Origin of the sequence: Mycobacterium sp. NS-7484 (assembly GCF_001953975.1) — a bacterium.
Lineage (GTDB): Bacteria > Actinomycetota > Actinomycetes > Mycobacteriales > Mycobacteriaceae > Mycobacterium.
The window spans coordinates 19,271-37,010 of sequence record NZ_MBEJ01000011.1; the positions used below are offsets into that span (position 1 = coordinate 19,271).

Here is a 17,740-nt window from a genome sequence, read left to right on the forward strand (position 1 = left end):
TCGGCGCGCGGGCTAGCGTGGCGCCCGTGCGAGTCCCAGCCTGCGTGCGTGTCGGCGCCTCACTGGTCAGCAGCGTGTTCATCGCTGCAGCCGTCGTCGTCGCCCCACCCGCCAACGCCGCTCCGTCCAACATCGCCGGCATGATCGTGTTCCTCGACCCGGGCCACAACGGCGCCAACGACAGCTCGATCAGCCGGCAGGTGCCCACCGGACGTGGCGGCACCAAGGACTGCCAGGCCAGCGGCACCTCCACCGCCGACGGATTCCCCGAACACACCTTCACCTGGGACACCACTCTGCGGGTCCGCGCCCTCCTCACGCAGATGGGCGTACGCACGGCGATGTCGCGCGGCAACGACAACGCGTTGGGCCCGTGCGTCGACGAACGTGCCTCGATGGCCAACGCGCTGCGGCCGAATGCGATCGTGTCCATCCACGCCGACGGCGGCCCGGCCAACGGCCGCGGTTTCCACGTCCTCTACTCGTCGCCCCCGCTGAACAACGTCCAGGCCGGGCCGTCGGTGCAGTTCGCCCAGACGATGCGGGACCAGCTGTCGGCGTCGGGCATCCCACCGGCCACCTACATCGGATCCGGTGGTCTGGATGCCCGCTCGGACATCGCCGGGCTCAACCTGGCGCAGTTCCCGTCAATCCTCGTGGAGTGCGGCAACATGAAGAACCCGGTCGACTCGTCGCTGATGAAGACGCCGGAAGGCCGGCAGAAGTACGCCGAGGCCATCGTCCGCGGTGTCGCGGCCTACCTGGGGAGCCAGGCGCGTTAAGCGCCTTCGACTTCCTTCTTCAGATTGGCCAGCACCTCGTCCTGGATCTTGCGCAGACCCAGCGGGGCGAAGGTCTTCTCGAAGAACCCCTTGATGCCCCCGGCGCCGGTCCAACTGGTCTTCAGGTTGACCGATGATCCAGCGCCGGCGGGTGCGACGGTCCAGTTGGTCACCAGGCTGGAGTTGGCGTCCTTTTCGATCACGGTGTGTCCGGCCACATCCACCCAAGCCTTGATGTCACGGACCCGGGACTCGGTGGCCTGAAGCTTCCAGCTGGCCACGGTGCCTGCGCCTTGACCTCCCTCAAGCACCTGGTAGTCGCGGTAATGGGAGGAGAGGATCTTCGGGCGCACGGTCTGATAGTCCGCGATCGCGGCGAACACAGCGGCCGGCTCGGCGTTGATCAGAACCGTGCTGACCGCACTGACCTGTCCCATGGCTGAAACTCCTTCAACTCGTGTCTGCGGTCGCATTGGTGGCAACCTCCGACTAGCGTATATGTGTGTCTGTTGTTACGACTGACGCACAGGCTGCCCACGCCGCAGGTGTACAGCGGCTCCTGGACAGTTACCGCGCCATACCTCCCAATTCGACGGTGCGGCTTGCCAAGCCGACGTCGAACCTGTTCCGCGCCCGAGATCGCAGCAATACCAAGGGTCTCGACGTCTCGGGGCTGACCAACGTGATCGGCGTCGACGCCGGGTCTCGCACCGACGACGTGGCCGGGATGTGCACGTACGAGGACCTGGTGGCTGCGACACTGCCGCACGGTCTGGCCCCACTGGTGGTGCCGCAGCTCAAGACCATCACGCTCGGCGGCGCGGTCACCGGTCTCGGTATCGAGTCGACGTCGTTCCGCAACGGTCTGCCGCACGAGTCGGTGCTGGAGATGGACATCCTCACCGGCGCAGGCGAGATCGTCACCGCATCACCCGATCAGCACGCCGATCTGTTCCGGACGTTCCCCAATTCCTATGGCACCCTTGGCTATTCGACGCGGCTGCGGATCGAGCTGGAGCCGGTCGCGCCGTTTGTCGCCTTGCGCCACCTACGATTCCACTCGCTGTCCGAGCTGATCGCGGCCATGGACCGGATCATCGAGACCGGCGGACTCGACGGCGACCCGGTCGACTACCTCGACGGTGTGGTGTTCAGCGCCGACGAGAGCTACCTGTGCGTCGGTTTCAAGACCACGACGCCCGGCCCGGTCAGCGATTACACCGGTCAGGACATCTACTACCGTTCGATCCAGCATGCACACGGCGAAAAGCACGATCGCCTGACCATTCACGACTACCTGTGGCGTTGGGACACCGACTGGTTCTGGTGCTCCCGGGCCTTCGGTGCGCAGAATCCCGCCATCCGGCGGTTCTGGCCACGCCGGCTGCGGCGCAGCAGTTTCTATTGGAAGCTGGTCGGCTACGACCAGCGATTCAACATCGCCGACCGGATCGAGAAGCGTCACGGCCGCCCGCCGCGCGAGCGGGTGGTTCAGGACATCGAGGTGCCCTTGGAGCGTTGCGAGGCGTTCCTTTCCTGGTTCCTGGAAAGCGTACCGATCGAACCGATCTGGCTGTGCCCCCTTCGCTTACGCGCAGACGACCGTAATCGAGCCGGCTGGCCCCTGTATCCTCTGCGTCCCCATCACACCTACGTCAACGTCGGCTTCTGGTCCTCGGTACCGGTTGGTCCCGAGGAGGGCCACACCAACAAGCTGATCGAGGCCAAGGTCAGTGAGCTCGACGGACACAAATCGTTGTATTCCGATTCCTTCTATGCGCGTGAGGATTTCGACGAGCTGTACGGCGGCGAGACGTACCAGACCGTCAAGAAATCCTACGACCCCGATTCCCGCCTGTTTGACCTGTATTCGAAAGCCGTCTTGCGCCGATGAACGGAGAACAGCGATGACCACCTTCAAAGAACATTCGACACACACAACCGATCACCGACTCAACCTGGCCGAGATCCTGGAGATTTTCGCCTCGGGCTCGGTACCGCTGAAATTCACTGCGTACGACGGCAGTTCGGCGGGCCCGGAAAACGCCACACTGGGCCTGGACCTCAAGACCCCGCGCGGCACCACATATCTCGCCACCGCGCCCGGTGACCTGGGGCTGGCCCGCGCCTACGTGTCCGGCGATCTGGAACCGCACGGGGTGCACCCGGGTGACCCGTACCCGCTGCTGTGCGCGCTGGCCGACAAGATGGCGTTCAAACGTCCACCGGCCCGCGTGCTGGCCAACATCGTCCGGTCGATCGGCATCGAACACCTCAAGCCCATCGCACCGCCCCCACAGGAGGCACTGCCGCGCTGGCGCCGGATGATGGAAGGCTTGCGGCACAGCAAGTCCCGTGACGCCGAGGCTATCCATCACCACTACGACGTCTCCAACACCTTCTACGAATGGGTGCTCGGGCCGTCGATGACCTACACCTGCGCGTGCTATCCGGATGCGGACGCCAGCCTGGAAACCGCCCAGGACAACAAGTACCGGCTGGTGTTCGAGAAGCTGCGGCTGCAGCCCGGCGACCGACTGCTCGACGTCGGTTGCGGCTGGGGCGGCATGGTGCGCTACGCGGCCCGCCATGGGGTCAAGGCACTCGGGGTGACGCTGTCGGCAGAACAGGCTCGGTGGGCACAGGATGCCATCGCCTCCGAGGGCCTGGGCGACCTGGCCGAGGTACGCCACGGCGACTACCGCGATATCACCGAGACCGGGTTCGACGCCGTGTCCTCGATCGGCCTGACCGAGCACATCGGCGTGCACAACTACCCGTCGTATTTCGGTTTCCTCAAGTCGAAGATGCGTCCCGGCGCCCTGCTGCTCAACCACTGCATCACCCGCCACGACAACCGGTCCGGCGCGGCCGCAGGTGGATTCATCGATCGCTACGTGTTTCCCGACGGAGAGTTGACCGGCTCCGGACGCATCATCACCGAGGTGCAGGACGTGGGCCTGGAGGTGCTGCACGAGGAGAACCTGCGCAACCACTACGCGATGACACTGCGCGACTGGTGCGCGAACCTGGTCGAGCACTGGGACTCCGCCGTCGCCGAGGTCGGCCTGCCCACCGCGAAGGTGTGGGGTCTGTACATGGCCGGCTCACGGCTGGGCTTCGAGACCAATGTGGTTCAGCTGCACCAGGTCCTGGCCGTCAAACTCGACGATCGCGGCAACGACGGCGGGCTGCCGCTGCGGCCGTGGTGGATGCCCTAGGTAATAGCGTTATGCCGCGGGTTGCGGTCAGCATCAAGCAGCAGCCCGCGGCATAGTGAGGCCATACTCGGCCCAAGCCCAACTAGCTTTCGATCTTTCGCGCGCCCAGTTCGTTCTGCAGCAGCTCGAGCGCTACTTCCTCGGGATCGCGACGAGGCCCGGCCTCACTCTGTGATGCCTCCGCGAGCATCTGCTCTTCCTCGTCCTCTGGGGACATCGGTGGGGATTCCGGCTCCGGCTCGGGTTCGGGGATCACCCGGCCCGGCCGGCTGGGCACCCGTGGCGGGGGCTTGGCGGCCTTCGGCGGGGGCGGCGGGGCAGCCTCGGCGGTACCCACCTCACAGCGGATCTGCCAGTCCACCCCGAGCGCATCCTTCAACGCATCCCGGATCACGTCGGCATTGCGTGACTCGGTCAACCGCTTGGCCAGCGGAGGTGAATCATGCGACAGCACAAGGGTTTTGTCCTCGACCGCACGTACGATGGCACCCGACAGCATGACCTCGGTGGTGCGGCTGCGTTCCCGCACCTTCTCGCGCACCGTCGGCCACATGGAACGCACCGCGGCCGCGTTGGGTTCGCCACCGGGCGTTGCCGGTGTGCTGACCGGTTCCGGCTCGGGCTCTGGAGCAGGCTCGGGCTCGAAATCGGGCTCGGGCGGCAGTGGCGGCGCGGGCTCGGGTTCCGGCACGGGCGCAGGCGCAGGCGCAGTGGGCGGCGGTGGCGGCGTGGGTGCAGGCGCAGCAGGCGGCACCGGTGCGGGCTCCGGCGCAGCAGGTACCGGGGCCGGGGCCGGAGCAGGCTCCGGGGCGGGGGCGGCAGGCTCCGGCGCGGGCGCCTCGGCAACCTGGCTGCGCCGCACGAAGGTCTTGACCGGTTCGGCCGGACGCGGCGCCGACGCCGACGCCTCACCCGCCGGAATCGACATGTCCAGCCGGGTCTCGATGCGTTCGATGCGCTGCAGCAGCGCCGACTCGGTGTCATGCGCCGAGGGCAGCAGTAACCGCGCGCACACCACTTCCAGCAGCAGCCGAGGGGCGGTGGCACCACGCATCTCGCCGAGGCCGGCGTGCACCACCTCGGCATAGCGGGTAAGCGTGGCCGCCCCGAGCTTGGCGGCCTGCTCACGCATCCGTTCCAAGACGTCGGTTGGGGCGTCGACCACGCCACGAGTGACCGCGTCGGGCACGGCCTGCAGCACGATCAGGTCGCGGAAGCGCTCCAGCAGATCGGTGGCGAAGCGTCGGGGATCGTGACCCGCGTCGATCACGGACTCCACCGCACCGAACAGGGCAGCCGCATCGCCGGCGGCCAGGGCCTCGACCGCGTCGTCGATGAGCGCCATGTCGGTGGCGCCCAGCAGGGCCAGCGCCCGCTGATACGTGATGTGGCTGCCGTTGGCTCCCTGCTCGGAGCCGGCCAACAGCTGATCGAGCACCGACAGGGTGTCGCGGGGCGAACCCCCGCCGGCGCGGATGACCAGCGGGTACACCGCGTCATCAACCGTCACGTTCTCGTCGCCACAGATCCGTTCCAGCAGCGGCCGCATGGTGCGCGGGGCCAACAGCCGGAACGGGTAGTGATGCGTGCGCGACCGGATGGTCGGCAACACCTTCTCCGGCTCGGTGGTGGCGAAGACGAAGATCAGGTGCTCGGGTGGCTCCTCGACGATCTTGAGCAGCGCGTTGAAGCCGGCCGTGGTGACCATGTGCGCCTCGTCGACGATGAAGATCCGGTACCGCGACTGGGCCGGCGCGTAGAACGCCCGGTCCCGCAATTCACGGGTGTCGTCGACGCCGCCGTGGCTGGCCGCGTCGAGCTCGACGACGTCGACGTTGCCCGGACCGTTCGGCGCCAATGCGACGCACGAATCGCACACCCCGCACGGTGTGGGCGTGGGCCCCTGCTCGCAGTTGAGCGAGCGGGCCAGGATGCGGGCCGAGGAGGTCTTGCCGCAGCCGCGCGGCCCGGAGAACAGATACGCGTGGTTGATCCGGTTCGCGGTCAGCGCAGTCGATAGCGGCTCGGTGACATGTTCCTGGCCAACGACTTCCGCGAAGGTTGCCGGCCGGTATTTGCGGTAGAGAGCCACGGAAGAAGGCTACCGACTGCGTCCGACGCCGCACCGGTGCCCGTTGACTTTGACACCACGCACACCGCTACTCGCACAAATGCGGCGTCAGTTCCAAGTCAACGCAAAGGTCAACGCAAGAGGTGCTCGGTCGCCGCCAGCAGTGCACAGGTAGCCACCCCGTCGATCGCCTCACGCACATCGGACAGCGACGGGAACGTCGGGGCGATGCGGATGTTCTTGTCCTCGGGGTCCTTGCGGTACGGGAACGCCGAACCGGCCTCGGTGACCGCGATCCCGGCGTCCTTGGCCAGGGCGACGGTACGTTTCGCGGTGCCGGGCCACACGTCCAGGCTGACGAAATAACCGCCCTTGGGGTCGGTCCACGACGCGATCTTCGACTCCCCCAGCCGCTCCTCGAGGATTTCGGCGACGAGCGCGAACTTGGGGGCGATCACTGCCCGGTGGCGCTGCATCTGCAGCCGCACACCGTCGGCGTCACCGAAGAAGCGCGCGTGCCGCAGCTGGTTGACCTTGTCCGGCCCGATCGTCTTCTTGCCCGCATGCTGCAGGTACCAGGCGATGTTGCCCAGTGAGCCGCCCAGGAAGCTCACTCCGGCCCCGGCGAAGGTGATCTTGGAGGTCGAGGCGAACACCAGCGGGCGGTTCGGGTTACCGGCCGCCTCGGCCAGACCCAACACGTCGACCTGGCGGATGAACTCGTCGGTCAGGGTGTGCACGGCGTAGGCGTTGTCCCACATCAAGCGGAAATCGTTTGCAGCCGTACGCATTTGGACCAACCGCCGGACGACCTCCCAGGAATATGTGGCCCCGGTCGGGTTGCCGAAGACCGGCACACACCACATGCCCTTGATCGCCGGGTCGGTCGCGACGAGTTCCTCGATCAGGTCGACGTCGGGCCCGTCCTCGCGCATCGGCACCGCGATCATCTCGATCCCGAAGGACTCGGTGATGGCAAAGTGCCGGTCGTATCCGGGCGCGGGGCAGAGGAATTTGACGACGGGCTCTTGGACCCACGGCCGCACCGAGTCCACCCCGCCGTGCAGCAGCGAGAACACGATGACGTCGTGCATCATCTCCAGGCTCGCGTTGTTGCCGGCGATCAGGTTCTGCACCGGGATGCCGAGCAGCTCACCGAAGATCTCGCGAAGTTCGGGCAGCCCGTGCAGACCGCCGTAGTTGCGGGTGTCGGTGCCCGCCCGGTCGCGGAAGTTCTCGCCGGGCAGGCTCAGCAGCGCGTTGGACAGATCCAACTGCTCGGGAGCCGGCTTGCCGCGGGTCAGGTCCAGGCTCAACTTCTTGGCCTGCAGTTCCGCATAGTTGCGCTGCTGGAGTTCGTGTTGCGCGAGCAGCTCCTCGCGGCCGAGGGACTGGAACGACACCGCGCGCCTTTCACCGGTTGAAGAACGTAAGGGGACCCCGCGCACCCGCCAGAGCCCGTTGACCCTTGCTGCCTTCCGGCCCTGGGGGAGTTCACAGGATGGACGCCGCGCGGGGTCCAAGGCGAGTGTAATACCCGTCCCTCTCCCCGGCGTTTCGGGACTGCTTCGGGCGTCCGCTACGATTGCCGACGGAGGATTCGCCTAGTGGCCTATGGCGCTCGCCTGGAACGCGGGTTGGGTTAACAGCCCTCAGGGGTTCAAATCCCCTATCCTCCGCGCTCGGGTCCGGGGTGCGACCTGCTGAATCACCGGAATTCAGCGGTTCGCACCCCGGCCCAATTAAGCACCCCGAGGAGGAGTATGGGCCGCACCGTCGCGGTGATCGTGCACGCATCGATCTCGATCGTGGCCGCCGGCCTGTATTTCTTCTTCGTCATCCCGCGCTGGTACGAACTCATGGGCGACACCCCCCAGACGCTGGGGTTGATTCTGCGCATCGTGACCGGCGTGCTGATCGGCCTGGCCGCCCTGCCGGTGGTCTTCACCCTGCACCGGACCAAGCGTCCCGAGTTGGCCACGCCGCAGCTGGCGCTTCGCCTTCGCACCACCTCGATCGCCTTCCATGTGCTGGTGGCAGTGCTGATCGTGGGCACCGCGGTCGCCGAGATCTGGATGTCGCTGGATACGTTCGGGCCGTGGCTGTTCGGGATCTACGGCGCGGCCGCGGCGATCGCGCTGCTCGGCATCTTCGCCTTCTACCTGGCCTTCGTCGCCGAGCTGCCGCCGCCACCGCCGAAGCCGCTCAAGACCAAGGAAAAGGTCAACCGCCGCACCCGCAAGCAGGCGGACGCCGAGACCGAGGCTGAGACCGAAGAGACCGACGCGGTCGACGAGACCGAAGACGCCGACGAAGCTGCTGAGGCAGACGAGACCGAAGCCGAGCCTGAGACAGGCAAGTCCCTGCGCAACAAGCGGCCGTCCAGCAAGAGCACCACGAAGCGGCGCGGTTGGCGATCACGCGGCGAAGTCACCGCCGAGGACTGACGCGGACCAATCGCGTCGACATCACGCGCTCGCCCGGCCAAGATGGGATACATGAGCAAACTGGGCTCACATCCGGTCCGAGCGATTCTCGCCGCGGCACTGACTGCTGCCGCGACCGTCGTCGCCCCGCTGGCCCCTGCCGTCGCGGCACCGGCCGACCCCGAAACCGCCGCCACCCTGGTCGAACCGTCGGTCGCCCGCATCGACACCGTGGTCGACTACCAGCAGGCCTACGGGATCGGCACCGGAATCGTGCTGTCGCCGACTGGCGAGGTGCTGACCAACTACCACGTGGTCCAGGGCGCCAACACGATCCTGGCGACGGTGGCCGGCCGGCAGTTCCCGGCCGACCTGGTCGGTTATGACCGGCAGAACGACGTCGCGGTGCTGCAGTTGCACGGTGCCGGTGGCCTGCTCCCGGCGCCGATCGGGGATTCGGCCGCGCTGGCCCCGGGCGCGAGTGTCGTCGCGCTCGGCAACGCCGGGGGTACGAACGCACCCCTGACCCGTGAGGTCGGCACGGTTAGCGCGTTCGGGCGGACCGTCAACGCCGAGGACGAGTTGACCGGCGCCACCGACGAGATCAACGGCCTGTTCGAGTTCGCCGCACCGGTACGGGCCGGCGACTCGGGCGGTCCCGTCGTCAACGATGCGGGACAGGTCGTCGGGATGACGACGGCCGCGTCGGTGAACTTCCGCATGGGACCGGGCGGCAAGGGCTTCGCCATCCCGATCAACGACGCGATGTCCGTCGCCGGCCAGATCCGGTCCCGCACCCCGTCGAACTCGGTGCACATCGGGCCGCCCACCATGCTCGGCGTCGGGGTGCGCACCGCACAGCGGCAGAACGGCGGCGTGATCATCCAGGACGTGATCCGCGGTGGCCCGGCCGAGGCCGCCGGTCTGATCCCCGGCGACCTGCTGGTCGACATCGACGGCGCCCGGCTGGATTCGGCGCGCACCTTGACATTGGTTCTCGATCAGCACTATCCCGGTGACGTGATCGCGCTGACGTGGCTGGATGCCGCCGGTCAGCAACGCACCGGCAAGGCCACCCTGGCGGCCGGGCCGTAGTCCGTGGTCACGCTGGACCGCCTGATCAACGTCCTGGGCGGCTACGGAGTGCGGCTGCGCCCCCCGGCACCAGGATCCCGCCCGGCCCCGCGCTCCACCGAGCTGCGCAACGTGGTGATGCACGAGCCCGGGCCCATCATCGGTGACGTCTTGCTGGCCGTCGGCGCCGAATCCCTCACCGAGGCGGTCAGCTGGGCCGAGGCCGCTCGCGCCGTGGTGGTGTTGGTCCGGGGCGCCGACACCGCCGACGACGAGGTGATCAGTGGCAGCCGCATCGCGGTGATGACCGTCGAACCGGAGGTGTCCTGGAGCGAGCTGGCGGCCGTGGTCTACGGCGTGGTGCTCGAGGGCCGGGAAACCGAATCCGGGCGCGGCCCGACGGATCTGTTCGCCCTGGCGGACAGCCTGGCCGACGCCGTGGGCGGCGCGGTCACCATCGAAGACCGGCGCAGCGCCGTGCTGGCCTACTCGCGGCTGCAGCAGCACGCCGATCCGGCCCGCGCCGAGACGATCCTGAGCCGGCAGGCCTCGCGACGGCTGCGTGCACTGTTCGAGGCGCGTGGGGTGTTCCGTCATCTCACCGAATCCGACGAGCCGATGTTCGTCGAAGGTGACGACGAGCACGGCCTGACCGGGCGGATGGTGGTGGCGGCCCGGGCCGGTCGGGAACTGCTCGGCTCGATCTGGGTGACCTGTGCCGACCCGCTGCCTGATGCGCGCCGGGCCGCACTGGCCGACGGTGCCCGCATGGTGGCTCTGCACCTGCTGCGCTCCCGCGCCAGCGCTGACCTGGAACGCCAGGTGGAATCCGAGTTGGTGATCCGTCTGCTCGAGGGCGCTGCCGACGCCACCACGGCGGCCAGCCGGCTGGCGTTGCCGCAGACACCGCTGCGGGTGATCGCGCTGCGGGCCCACACCGCCGACGAGCGCCACGCCGCCCTGCTGCTGGCGTTCGAGCGGGCCACCGCCGGTTTCGGTTGGTCCCGGCCCGGGCGCAGCGCGCTGGCCGGCAACACCGTCTACACCGTGTTGCCCGGCGCCGAGGCCGAGGCCGCGGTCACCTGGGTCACGGGGTTGCGCGCCGCGCTGCCCGATCCGGTCACCGTGGTGGCCGGGATCAGCGGACCGGCCACCGTGGCCGAGCTGGCGCTGGCCCGCGGCGAGGCCGACGAATGTCTGGCCCTGCACGAGGTGCGACGGACCGGTCCGGCCCCGGTGTACGACGAGGCCTGGGACGACATCCTGCTGCAACGGTTGCGGATCGCCGCCCGCGCCGGGCGCGCCCCGCAGCGCGGGCCGGTCGCCGAGCTGCGCGCCCACGACCTGGCCCACGGCACGCAGTACGCCGCGACGCTGCGCGCGTGGTTGGAGGCCCAGGGCGACCTCGCGGAGGCGGGCCGCGCGCTGGGCGTGCACGAGAACACCGTGCGTTACCGGCTGCGGAAGATGATCGAGCTGACCCAGCTCAACCTGGCTGATGCGCGCAAGCGACTCGCGATGATGATCGAGCTTGCCGCCACCGAAGAACTGTCGTAAATCGACAATCGAACCATCGGCAGTTGTCGAAAAGGTTCAAACCACGGCGCTGTGTCTGCCCTCACCATGGAGCCATGAATTGGGTCGAGCGCATGGACGGCGGGCCGCGGTCAGCGGTCGTCGTGGGTGCGGGCATCGGCGGCCTGTCCACGGCATGGTTCCTGCAGGAGCGCGGGGTCAAGGTGACCGTGGTCGATCGCACGGGCCCGGCCGCGGGTGCCTCGTGGGGCAATGCCGGCTGGGTTTCGCCGACGCTCACCATCCCGCTCAACGACCCCGCCGTGCTGCGCTACGGCCTGCGCTCACTGGCCAGCCCGACGGCGCCTCTGCACATTCCGTTGCGCGCTGACCTCGGACTGTGGTCATTTCTGGCCAAATTCGCCATGAACTGCCGGCTCTCGTCGTGGACCAGGGCCGCCAAGGCCAACGTCCCGCTCAACCAGGAGTGCATCGAGGCCTACGACGTGCTGACCGGCAACGGGGTGGACGTCCCGACAACCGACGGCGCGATCACCGCGCTGTTCGAGACTCGTCGGCAGGCCCAGCACCTGATGGACGAACTCCGCCGGATGGCCGCCGTCGGGGAGACCGTGACGGTGACCGGCCTGTCCGGGGAATCGCTGCGCGAGCACGTTCCGCTGGCCTCCCCGGCGATCACCGCCGGCATCAGCGTCGAAGGGCAGCGCTTCGTGGACCCGGGCCGGTTCGTGCACGCGCTGGCCGACGCCGTCGTCGCCCGGGGCGGGAACCTGGTCACCGCCGAGGTGACCGATGTGCAGCCCCTGGGCCTCGGGGTGATCGTGACGCTGCCGGACCGATTGCTGAGCGCCGACGCCGCGGTGATCGCCACCGGCGCCTGGTTGTCCCGGCTGGCCGGCCGGTGGGTGGACACCCCGGTGCGGGCCGGTCGCGGGTACTCGTTCACCGTGCCGGTGCACCGCCCGATCCTCGGCCCCATCTATCTACCCGACGCGCGCGTCGCCTGCACCCCGTATCAGGGCCGGCTGCGCGTCGCCGGAACCATGGAGTTCCGCTCGCCGGAGGACCCGCCGCAGCCGGCACGGGTCGAGGCGATCGTGGCCTCGGCCGCTCCGCTGCTCGACGGGGTGGACTGGGATGCCCGCACCGACGTGTGGGTGGGCCCGCGTCCGGTCACCCCGGACGGGCGCCCCCTGATCGGTGAGGTGAGTCAGGGCATCTACGTGGCGGGAGGCCACGGCATGTGGGGCCTGGCCCACGGTCCGGTCACCGGCCGCCTGCTCGCCGAATACATCACCACCGGAAAACAACCCGAAGCGCTTCGAGAATTCGATCCGCTGCGCTGAGCACCCTCGACGTTGCCCTCAATGGGCCGACAAGCCGTCAGGGGCGGAGCCTCCGACCCGCCCCTGACGGCATTTCCGCATCACCGGAAGGAAACTGAAATGACTGTCAGCCAACGTGTTTGGATCTCTCCCGAGGCGAACGAGCGGCTCCAGCAGGAGCTCTCGACCCTGCGTGAGCTGATCAGCACCGAGGCCGCCCAGGATTCCGACGAGAACCAGGTGGCCATCCAGCGAGCCCGCCAGGCCAGAATCCAGCACATCCACGATCTGCTGCTCAACGCCGTTGTCGGCGACGCTCCGCCCGACGACGGAGTGGCCGAGCCGGGCATGGTGCTGACCGTGCGTTACGACGAGACGGGTGAGACCGAGACCTTCCTGCTCGGCGCTCGCGGCGCGGAATACGGTGACATCGAGGTGTACTCACTGCAATCCCCGCTGGGAGAAGCGATCCTCGGGGCCCGCCCCGGCGAAAGCCGCGCCTACCAGGTGCCCAGCGGCGCATCGGTGCCGGTCACCTTGCTGGCCGCGGTTCCATTCGGGTTGCACGTGCCGACCGCGGGCTGATCAGGCCAGTTCGGTGATCAGCTGGGCCGCCCGGTCGACGGCTCGGGATCCCCTTATCTCCCTGCCGATTTCGGCTGCGGCGAACCGATAGCCCGGATGGCTGAGCATCGCGTCGACCGCGCGTCGGATGGATTCGGTCGACGACGACCTGTTCAGGGTCAGCCCGGCACCCGCGGCGGCGATCGATTGCCCGACCAGTCGCTGATCCGACAGGCCGCTGGCCGGGATGATCAGGACCGGCATGTCGTGAGCCAGCGCCCGGAATGTGGTGTCGTGGCCACCGTGTCCGACCAGCAACGAACATCTGGGCATCAGCTCACCGTGGTCGGCGTAGCCGCGGACCTCGACATTCGGCGCGGCCGGCAGGGAGCCCGGGTCGATGGCCCCACCGGTGGTGACCACCGCCCGTAGCGGCAGTGGCGCCAACGCCTCGATCACCCGTGCCAGGGTGCGACGCTGGCCCCGAAATCCGTTGCTGGACATGCTGACAAGCACCAGCGGCGGCCGTTCGGGACGGTGCGGACGGCACCCGGGAACGATCGCGCCCACCCATCGGACGTTGCCGGGCTGCGGGCGTCTCGATTCGGGATCGAGCCGCCGCACCGTCGCGACGATGTTGACGTCGGCCGCATCCCACAGCCGGCTGATCCGGTATCCGTACAGGCGTGCGGCGGTTCCGGCTCCGAGCCGGTACTGACCGTTGAGGTAATGACGCAGGGTGTGGGTGAACACGGCATGCGGTATGCCGGCGTCCTGCACGGCCGCCAGTGCCGGGAGCAACATGCAATCGACGACGGCCACGTCCGGGGTGTCGTGCTGACACAGCTGCCGGACGTCGGCCCCGATGTTTGCGTCGTTGAACATCGGCACCCAGCTCAGCGCGCTTTGTTCCCGGTGCGAATCCCAGTCCCGTGCGGTCGGATAGGCCTTGAACGCAAGTCCCGCATTCTCGACCTGGTGCCGCAGGGTCTCGTGCCCGATGACGTGCACCCGGTGCCTCGAGGCGGCCACCGCACCGGCCACCGCCAGCATCGGCGGCACATTGCCGCCGCCGTCCATCGTCACGAACAACACGTTCATCGGGTCACGTCGTCTCATACTCTGTTCGGATGGTAGGGGAACGCCGGGGCACGCCCGGCAACTTGACCGCTGACGACTGGATACAGGCCGGGTATGCCCTGCTGGCGTCCGACGGGATGCGAGCGCTCAAGATCGAGCGGCTCTGCGAGCAGATCGGCGCCACGCGGGGCAGCTTCTACTGGCATTTCACCGATATGAAAGGTTACCGGGCCGCCTTGGTCGCGTCGTGGAATGCGTTTCTGGAGGAGGACCGCCGCTCGCTGGCCGAACTCGAGCATCTGCCGCCGCGGGAACGGCTGTCGCGGATGATGCAGGCCCTGATGGGCCCGCAACACTGGATCCTGGAACGCGCGATGCGGGAGTGGGCCCGCTCCGACGACATCGCGGCCGCGAACGTGCGGGCAGCCGATCATCGGGTGCTGGTCGCCGTCACGAAGGCGTACTCCGATCACGGGTTCAGCCCCGAGGACGCCCGACTGCGAGCCCAGGCCACGTTCGCCACCGGGATCGGCATGCTGCACTTGATGGACTCGGCCGATGCCATGGCCACCAGCGATCACCACGAGCGGTTCCTGGATCTGATGCTGGCTCGTGGAGGCAACGTCTAATCCTCGCTGTCCGGCGGATAGGGCAGGTCGAACTCGTCGGCCAGCAGGCTCTGGACGATGATCATCGCGGCCTGCGCACCGGCCGCGATGGCGCCGGCCAGATGAGGCTGTTCGGTACACGGGTCACCGGCCACGAAGACCGCGTGCGCAGTGGTGCGGTGCAGCGAATCCACTTGCACCGCATCAGATCCCAGTGACCCCTCGGCGCAGGCCGCACCAAGTTGCTCGGCCAGCGTCGACCGTTGCCGCAGCGGCGCTTCGACCAGTAGGGCATCCCGGTCCAGCCGATGGCCGTCGGCGAACCCGATCGCTTCCAATTGCCCGTCCTGCCCGTGCAGTTCGACGACTCGGCGGTCATCGACGACCACCTTGGCGGCCTCCAGGCGCCGGCGCTGATCATCCGTCAGATCGGGTTCACCATCGGTGAGCAGCACCACGTCGTCGCTCCAACCCCGCAGCATCAGGGCCGCATGCACGGCATCCTCACCGGCGGCCAGGGCAGCCAGCCGTTTGTCCCGCACCTCCCAGCCGTGACAGAACGGGCATTGGAACACCGATTTGCCCCACAGCGCTTCCAGGCCCGACAATTCCGGTGGGCAGTAACGCATTCCAGTGGCCAGCAGCACCCGCCCGGCACGCACCTGCTCGCCGTCGTCGACCTCGAGCACAAACCCGTCGCCGTCAGGAGCACCGGTAAGCACGCACCCTTCGCGGTACCGCACGCTCGGGTAGGTCGACAGCTCGCGCCGACCCGTCTCGTACAGCTCGGCGGGTGGACGGCGATCATGGCCGAGTAACCCACCGATGACCGGTGCTACCCCGTTACTCGGTTCCCCGGCATCGATCAGCAGCGTCCGTCGCCGCGCCCGGCCGAGCACCAGCGCCGCACTCAGTCCGGCCGCGCCACCGCCGACAATGACACATTCCCAGTCATCCACCCCGCCAGCGTTGCCATCAGCGGGGCGATCCAAACCCGGTCACCGGCGGTTGCCGTCCTCATCCCAATGCTCGGCGACCTTTTTGCTGGGTTGCACCCGGGGCGGCTCACCGGGCATCTTCGGATAGCTCGGCGGGTACGGCAGGTCACCGAGCCCGCGCTCCTCATCGGCGGCCACCATATCCAGCAGAGGCTTGATCGACTGCTTCTTCGAATCGATGTCGGCCCACGGATCGTCGCGCCCGGCAAGGAAATCGGGCACGGTGGCGATCGTGTAATCGTCGGGGTCGGCGGTGCGTAGTTCATCCCAGGACAAGGGTGTCGACACGGTCGCGATCGGGGTCTTGCGAGCCGAATAGGCCGACGCGAAGGTACGGTCGCGAGCGTTCTGGTTGTAGTCGACGAACAGCCTCTCGCCCCGCTCTTCTTTCCACCACGACGTGGTCACCGCGTCGGGCGCGCGCCGCTCGATCTCGCGGGCCAGGGCGATGCCGGCCCGGCGCACCTCGATGAAATCCCAGTCGGTCGCGATTCGCAGGAAGATGTGCACCCCACGGCCGCCGGAGGTCTTCGGGTAGCCGACCAGGCCCAGCTCGTCGAGCAGGGGCTTGAGCACGTCGCAGGCGATCGTGCGGGCCTCGGCGAATCCGGTGCCCGGCTGCGGGTCGAGGTCGATCCGCAACTCGTCGGGATGCTCGGTGTCCGGGCAGCGAACCTGCCACGGGTGCAACGTGATCGTGCCCATCTGTGCCGCCCAGGCGATCGCCGCCGGATGGGTCACCTTGAGCGCGTCGGCGGTCCGCCCGGACGGGAACGTGACCGTACAGGTCTGCAGGTAGTCGGGATGCTTCTGCGGCACCCGCTTCTGGTAGATCTCCTCGCCTTCGATGCCGTCGGGGAACCGCTGCAGGTGCGTGGGCCGGTCTTTCAACAACGCGACCATGCGGTCGGCGACGTGCAGGTAGTACTCCATCAACTTGCCCTTGGTGCCGTCCTTACCCAGCTTCGGGTAGTACACCTTGTCCGGGTTGGTGAACCGGACCTTGACCCCGTCGACGTCGAGTTCGGTTGCGGGCGTTGGCACTATCGCGTCTCCAGTACGTCGTAGAGGTCATAGTTGAGTGGCGTGTCGAGCTGGTCGAACGTGCAACTCGACGGTTCCCGGTCGGGACGCCAGCGCAGGAATTTCACGGCATGCCGGAAACGCCTGCCGTGCACGGTGTTGCCCTCCATCTGGTCATACGCCACCTCACATACCCGTTCGGGGCGCACCGGAATCCAGCGTTTGTCGGCTGCGGAGTTCCACCGGCTCGGATCGCCCTCGCGCACTTCGTCGCCCAGCCGCAGCGGCTCGAGATCGGCCAGCAGCTTGAGCCGGGCCTTGGCGGTGAACGACGCTGCGCCACCGACCATCTGCAGCTCGCCGTCGGACCGGTAGAGGCCCAGCAGGATCGACCCGATCCCTTCCCCACTCTTGTGGATCCGGTACCCCATGGCCACACAATCCGCGTCGCGGTGGTGCTTGACCTTGATCATCTCCCGCTTGCCCGGCAGGTATGGCCCGTCGAGCCGCTTGGCGATCACCCCGTCCAAGCCCGCGCCCTCGAACGTCTGCAACCACTGGGCACCGAGCTCGGGGTCGGTGGTGGTGCGGGTGACGTGACACCGAGCCTGGTTCTCCTTGACCGCCTCGACCAACGCCTCACGCCGCGTCCGGAAGGGCTCGCCCATCAGAGATCGGTCGCCGGTGGCCAGGGCGTCGAAGCCGATGAAATGCGCGGGGGTCTGCTCGGCGAGCATCGTGACCCGGCTGGCGGCCGGGTGCAGCCGCAGTTGCAGCGCCTCGAAGTCCAGGCCGTCGCCGGTGGCGATGACGATCTCCCCGTCGACAACGCAACGCGGCGGTAGTTCGGCACGGGCCGCTGCCACCAGTTCGGGAAAGTAGCGGGTCATCGGGCGTTCGTTGCGGCTGCCGAATTCGACCTCGTCGCCGTCGCGAAAGCAGATGGTGCGAAAGCCGTCCCACTTCGGCTCGTACGACATGCCCGGCGGGATCTCACGCACCGGCTTCGAGAGCATCGGCGAGACCGGCGGC

General features: G+C 68.0%; 16 protein-coding genes, 1 tRNA gene and 1 other RNA gene. 10 read left to right on the top strand and 8 right to left on the bottom strand.

The genetic code is table 11. The features are described from left to right. Nucleotides 1-17: 17 nt before the first annotated feature. Entirely contained in the window at nucleotides 18-782 is a 765-nt protein-coding gene (locus tag A5733_RS02385; RefSeq protein ID WP_067766124.1) for an Rv3717 family N-acetylmuramoyl-L-alanine amidase, read from the top strand. On the opposite strand, the gene A5733_RS02390 is transcribed toward A5733_RS02385, so the two are convergent. Then, on the bottom strand, nucleotides 779-1,219 hold the full coding sequence (locus A5733_RS02390; protein WP_076238938.1) for an SRPBCC family protein: 441 nt from the start codon (nucleotides 1,217-1,219) through the stop codon (nucleotides 779-781). The two genes, A5733_RS02385 and A5733_RS02390, sit on opposite strands and share 4 nt — an antisense overlap. 65 nt (nucleotides 1,220-1,284) lie before the next feature. Between A5733_RS02390 and A5733_RS02395 the strand changes: the two genes are divergently transcribed. Next, nucleotides 1,285-2,676, top strand: a complete 1,392-nt coding sequence (locus A5733_RS02395; RefSeq protein ID WP_076238939.1) for an FAD-binding oxidoreductase — start codon at nucleotides 1,285-1,287, stop codon at nucleotides 2,674-2,676. Between the two features lie 13 nt (nucleotides 2,677-2,689). After that, nucleotides 2,690-4,003 carry a class I SAM-dependent methyltransferase gene (locus A5733_RS02400; RefSeq protein ID WP_076238940.1) on the top strand — a complete coding sequence of 438 codons (1,314 nt, stop codon included), beginning with the start codon at nucleotides 2,690-2,692 and terminating at the stop codon, nucleotides 4,001-4,003. 82 nt (nucleotides 4,004-4,085) lie between these two features. Here A5733_RS02400 and A5733_RS02405 read toward each other — a convergent pair whose 3' ends face one another. The 3 genes from A5733_RS02405 to ffs form a co-directional block, all read right to left on the bottom strand. Beyond that, the gene (locus A5733_RS02405; protein WP_076238941.1) at nucleotides 4,086-6,095 is read right to left on the bottom strand and encodes a DNA polymerase III subunits gamma/tau; all 2,010 of its coding nucleotides are present in this window, start codon (nucleotides 6,093-6,095) and stop codon (nucleotides 4,086-4,088) included. 110 nt (nucleotides 6,096-6,205) lie between these two features. Then, nucleotides 6,206-7,477, bottom strand: coding sequence for an aminotransferase class I/II-fold pyridoxal phosphate-dependent enzyme (locus A5733_RS02410; protein WP_076238942.1), 1,272 nt, complete (start codon nucleotides 7,475-7,477; stop codon nucleotides 6,206-6,208). 26 nt (nucleotides 7,478-7,503) lie between these two features. After that, nucleotides 7,504-7,598: signal recognition particle sRNA small type (ffs, locus tag A5733_RS02415), an RNA gene on the bottom strand. A gap of 69 nt (nucleotides 7,599-7,667) precedes the next feature. Between ffs and A5733_RS02420 the strand changes: the two genes are divergently transcribed. The 6 genes from A5733_RS02420 to A5733_RS02445 all read left to right on the top strand — a co-directional run bounded on the left by A5733_RS02420 (nucleotide 7,668) and on the right by A5733_RS02445 (nucleotide 13,020). Continuing rightward, nucleotides 7,668-7,753 (top strand) — tRNA-Ser (locus A5733_RS02420). 84 nt (nucleotides 7,754-7,837) lie between these two features. After that, complete coding sequence (locus A5733_RS02425) at nucleotides 7,838-8,521, top strand: hypothetical protein (RefSeq protein WP_076238943.1); 684 nt, start codon at nucleotides 7,838-7,840, stop codon at nucleotides 8,519-8,521. Nucleotides 8,522-8,572: 51 nt separating this feature from the next. After that, nucleotides 8,573-9,595 carry a S1C family serine protease gene (locus A5733_RS02430; protein WP_076238944.1) on the top strand — a complete coding sequence of 341 codons (1,023 nt, stop codon included), beginning with the start codon at nucleotides 8,573-8,575 and terminating at the stop codon, nucleotides 9,593-9,595. Between the two features lie 3 nt (nucleotides 9,596-9,598). Beyond that, nucleotides 9,599-11,131, top strand: coding sequence for a CdaR family transcriptional regulator (locus tag A5733_RS02435; RefSeq protein ID WP_067766333.1), 1,533 nt, complete (start codon nucleotides 9,599-9,601; stop codon nucleotides 11,129-11,131). Nucleotides 11,132-11,205: 74 nt separating this feature from the next. Then, on the top strand, nucleotides 11,206-12,456 hold the full coding sequence (locus tag A5733_RS02440) for an FAD-binding oxidoreductase (protein WP_076238945.1): 1,251 nt from the start codon (nucleotides 11,206-11,208) through the stop codon (nucleotides 12,454-12,456). A 99-nt stretch (nucleotides 12,457-12,555) separates the two neighbouring features. Further along, nucleotides 12,556-13,020 carry a GreA/GreB family elongation factor gene (locus tag A5733_RS02445; protein ID WP_067766339.1) on the top strand — a complete coding sequence of 155 codons (465 nt, stop codon included), beginning with the start codon at nucleotides 12,556-12,558 and terminating at the stop codon, nucleotides 13,018-13,020. On the opposite strand, the gene A5733_RS02450 is transcribed toward A5733_RS02445, so the two are convergent. Then, the gene (locus A5733_RS02450) at nucleotides 13,021-14,100 is read right to left on the bottom strand and encodes a glycosyltransferase (protein ID WP_076238946.1); all 1,080 of its coding nucleotides are present in this window, start codon (nucleotides 14,098-14,100) and stop codon (nucleotides 13,021-13,023) included. It lies immediately after the preceding gene. Between the two features lie 29 nt (nucleotides 14,101-14,129). Here A5733_RS02450 and A5733_RS02455 point away from each other — a divergent pair, with 29 nt between their 5' ends. Further along, complete coding sequence (locus A5733_RS02455) at nucleotides 14,130-14,708, top strand: TetR/AcrR family transcriptional regulator (RefSeq protein WP_076238947.1); 579 nt, start codon at nucleotides 14,130-14,132, stop codon at nucleotides 14,706-14,708. Here the strand turns inward: A5733_RS02455 and A5733_RS02460 are convergent. From A5733_RS02460 to A5733_RS02470, 3 genes are all read right to left on the bottom strand, one after another. Beyond that, entirely contained in the window at nucleotides 14,705-15,679 is a 975-nt protein-coding gene (locus tag A5733_RS02460) for an NAD(P)/FAD-dependent oxidoreductase (RefSeq protein ID WP_369830896.1), read from the bottom strand. The two genes, A5733_RS02455 and A5733_RS02460, sit on opposite strands and share 4 nt — an antisense overlap. A 6-nt stretch (nucleotides 15,680-15,685) precedes the next feature. Beyond that, complete coding sequence (ligD, locus tag A5733_RS02465) at nucleotides 15,686-16,729, bottom strand: non-homologous end-joining DNA ligase (RefSeq protein ID WP_076238949.1); 1,044 nt, start codon at nucleotides 16,727-16,729, stop codon at nucleotides 15,686-15,688. Next, the coding region (locus A5733_RS02470) for an ATP-dependent DNA ligase (protein WP_076238952.1) at nucleotides 16,729-17,740 on the bottom strand (1,012 nt) is incomplete at its 5' end. The genes ligD and A5733_RS02470, both read right to left, overlap by 1 nt.

What these genes read in the sequence shown, in the direction of transcription:
- A5733_RS02455 (WP_076238947.1), top strand. Translation starts at nt 14,130, where the DNA reads ATGGTAGGGGAACGCCGGGGCACGCCCGGCAACTTGACCGCTGACGAC.
- A5733_RS02400 (WP_076238940.1), top strand. Translation starts at nt 2,690, where the DNA reads ATGACCACCTTCAAAGAACATTCGACACACACAACCGATCACCGACTC.
- A5733_RS02390 (WP_076238938.1), bottom strand. Translation starts at nt 1,219, where the DNA reads ATGGGACAGGTCAGTGCGGTCAGCACGGTTCTGATCAACGCCGAGCCG.
- A5733_RS02445 (WP_067766339.1), top strand. Translation starts at nt 12,556, where the DNA reads ATGACTGTCAGCCAACGTGTTTGGATCTCTCCCGAGGCGAACGAGCGG.
- A5733_RS02430 (WP_076238944.1), top strand. Translation starts at nt 8,573, where the DNA reads ATGAGCAAACTGGGCTCACATCCGGTCCGAGCGATTCTCGCCGCGGCA.
- A5733_RS02425 (WP_076238943.1), top strand. Translation starts at nt 7,838, where the DNA reads ATGGGCCGCACCGTCGCGGTGATCGTGCACGCATCGATCTCGATCGTG.
- A5733_RS02440 (WP_076238945.1), top strand. Translation starts at nt 11,206, where the DNA reads ATGAATTGGGTCGAGCGCATGGACGGCGGGCCGCGGTCAGCGGTCGTC.
- A5733_RS02450 (WP_076238946.1), bottom strand. Translation starts at nt 14,100, where the DNA reads ATGAACGTGTTGTTCGTGACGATGGACGGCGGCGGCAATGTGCCGCCG.